A 2525-nucleotide genomic window follows, 5' to 3' on the forward strand; every position below is an offset into this window, starting at 1 on the left:
GAGGTAACCGAGCATGCACCAGAGGTAGGCGGCACCTCGCCGCGCTCTCGGAAAGGCGAGCGGGAGCACGATCGCCAGCAGGAGCCCGCTGCCCAGCGCGAGGACCGTGCCGAAGATCAGCGCGAAGCCGTGCGGGTCTGCCGACGCCGCACCGAACCGGCTGCCCAGAGCGACCCAGACGAGCACCACGAACGGCGCTCCGAAGACCACCGCAAGCACGAGACCGATGGCGCGCGAGAGCAGCTCGCCTCGCGTCGTGGCCTCGGCGTCAGGATGGCGATCGGTCATACGGCGAGTCTGCCCGGCGGGCTCTGCGACCACCACCGCCCCCATAGGATTGATACCGTGACGAAACCTCGCCTCTACTCAGGAATGCAGCCCTCCGCCGACTCTCTGCAGATCGGCAACTACATCGGGGCGCTCCTGCAGTGGCGAGAGCTGCAGAGCTCCTACGACGCCTACTTCTCTGTCGTCGACCTGCACGCGCTCACGGTCGCGCAGGACCCGGCCGAGCTGCGCGAGAAGACCCGCCGTACCGCCGCGCAGTACATCGCAGCCGGCATCGAGCCGTCGCTGTCCACCCTGTATGTGCAGTCGCACGTGCGCGCGCACGCCGAGCTCGCCTGGATCCTCTCGACCATCACCGGGTTCGGCGAAGCCGGGCGGATGACCCAGTTCAAAGACAAGTCCGCTCGCTACGGAGCCGATGCCACGAGCGTCGGCCTGTTCACCTACCCGGTGCTGATGGCCGCCGACATCCTGCTCTACCAGACCGACGTCGTGCCGGTCGGCGACGATCAGAAGCAGCACGTCGAGCTCACCCGCGACCTCGCGGAGCGCTTCAACTCCCGCTTCGGCGAGACGTTCGTCGTGCCGCGCCCGGTGATCCAGAAGGACACGGCGCGCATCTACGACCTGCAGAACCCGACGTCGAAGATGTCCAAGTCGGCCGAGAGTGACGCCGGCGTGCTGTGGATGCTCGACGACCCGGCCAAGTCCGCCAAGAAGATCATGCGCGCGGTGACCGACAACGAGGGCTCCGTGCGGTTCGACCGCGAGAGCAAGCCCGGCGTCTCGAACCTCCTGACGATCTACGCGGCGCTCAGCGGTCGTCAGGTCGGCGCGATCGAAGACGAGTACGCGGGTCGTGGGTACGGCGACTTCAAGAAGGGTCTCGCAGAGGTCGTGGTGGCCGAGTTCGAGCCTGTCCGTGCGCGTGCGCTCGAGCTGCTCGACGACCCGGCCGAGCTCGACCGCATCCTCGCCGCCAACGCGGCACGGGCCGATGCGGTCGCCGATGCCACGCTCACGACGGTGTACGAGCACGTCGGTCTGCTTCGTCGCATCTGACTCGAGCGGCCATAGGATGGGGGCGTGACTGATCCGCCGCTGCCCCCGTCCGGTGCCGTTCCGCCCGTTCCGCCCGCACCCCCGACGTACGCTCCGGCACCTCCGGCACCCCCGACCTACGCTCCTGCACCGCCCGCGCCGCAGGCAGGTGCTCCCGCATACCCGGCTGCCCCTCCCGGCGCGTATCAGGTGCCCGTCGGCGGCTATGCGGCTCCTGCGGGCAGCTACCAGGCCCCCACGCAGGAGGAGAAGAAGTCCGGGCTCCTCGGTGTCCTGGCACTCGTGCTCTCACTCGTGGCCGCCGTGGTCACCCCCATCGTCGCGGGCGTCTCCGGATTCGAGATCGGCCGCCGCATCCCCGGCGGCCTCGACGCCACCGATTCCGACTTCCTGTCGGTGCTCTCCCCCGCACGCGATCAGGTCCTGTGGGCCGAGCTGTCGTTCTGGACCGGGACCGCACTCGGCATCGCCGCGATCGTCATCGGCATCCTCGCCATCCGCAAGAAGCAGGCGCGTGGCGCAGGCATCGCCGCACTCGTCGTCGCCGTGCTCGGACCCGTCTTCTTCTGGGTGGTTCTGCTGGTCGCCCTCTCGACCGGCACCGCGGCCGGCTTCCTGCCGTAGTCGAGGATCGCGCGAGCACACGCGCCCCACCGCACTCTCCGATCAGCGCGGGGCCGGGTCAGCGCGGGGCTGGATCAGCGCGGGGCGTGATGCTTCTGCTGCGCCGCCAGAAGCCCCTCGTCGACGAGCAGCTCGACGGCGTCAGCGGCATCCGACACGAGGATGGGCAGGTTCGCCCGCTCGTCCTTGCCGAACGGCGAGAGCACCCAGTCCGCGGGGTCCTGGCGACCGACCGGTCGTCCGATGCCGACACGCACGCGCGGGAACTCCGGGGTCGTGATCGCCCGGGCGATGTCGCGCACACCGTTGTGTCCCCCGTGTCCGCCGCCGATCTTGAGCTTGACGGTGTCGAAGGGGATGTCGAGCTCATCGTGGATGACGACGATCTGCTCGGGCGGCACGGAGTAGAAACGCGCGAGAGCCGCGACCGGCGTGCCGGAGACGTTCATGAAGGTGTTGGGCTTGGCGAGCACGAGCTTGTCGCCACCGGGACGCAGCCAGGTCTCGACGACCCGTGCTCCGCCCTTGTGCTCGCGGAAGCTCTCTCCGCG

The 2525-nt window shown here is 69.2% G+C and carries 4 protein-coding genes; 2 read left to right on the forward strand and 2 right to left on the reverse strand.

What is annotated here, in order from left to right; translation table 11 throughout:
* On the reverse strand, positions 1 to 288 hold a 288-nt coding region (locus J7E68_RS18650; protein ID WP_215175031.1), incomplete at its 3' end, for a hypothetical protein.
* 57 nt (positions 289 to 345) lie between these two features.
* Between J7E68_RS18650 and trpS the strand changes: the two genes are divergently transcribed.
* Together trpS and J7E68_RS18660 are read left to right on the forward strand one after the other, a co-directional pair.
* Positions 346 to 1350: a tryptophan--tRNA ligase gene (gene trpS, locus J7E68_RS18655; RefSeq protein WP_215175032.1), complete on the forward strand. Its 1005-nt coding sequence runs from the start codon at positions 346 to 348 to the stop codon at positions 1348 to 1350.
* 24 nt (positions 1351 to 1374) lie between these two features.
* Entirely contained in the window at positions 1375 to 1974 is a 600-nt protein-coding gene (locus J7E68_RS18660) for a hypothetical protein (protein ID WP_215175033.1), read from the forward strand.
* Between the two features lie 74 nt (positions 1975 to 2048).
* Here the strand turns inward: J7E68_RS18660 and pth are convergent.
* Positions 2049 to 2525 (reverse strand): aminoacyl-tRNA hydrolase (pth, locus tag J7E68_RS18665; protein WP_215175036.1); only part of this gene is annotated, 477 nt, incomplete at its 5' end.

The sequence above is a fragment of the Microbacterium sp. ISL-103 genome (genome assembly GCF_018613995.1).
Classification (GTDB): Bacteria; Actinomycetota; Actinomycetes; order Actinomycetales; family Microbacteriaceae; genus Microbacterium.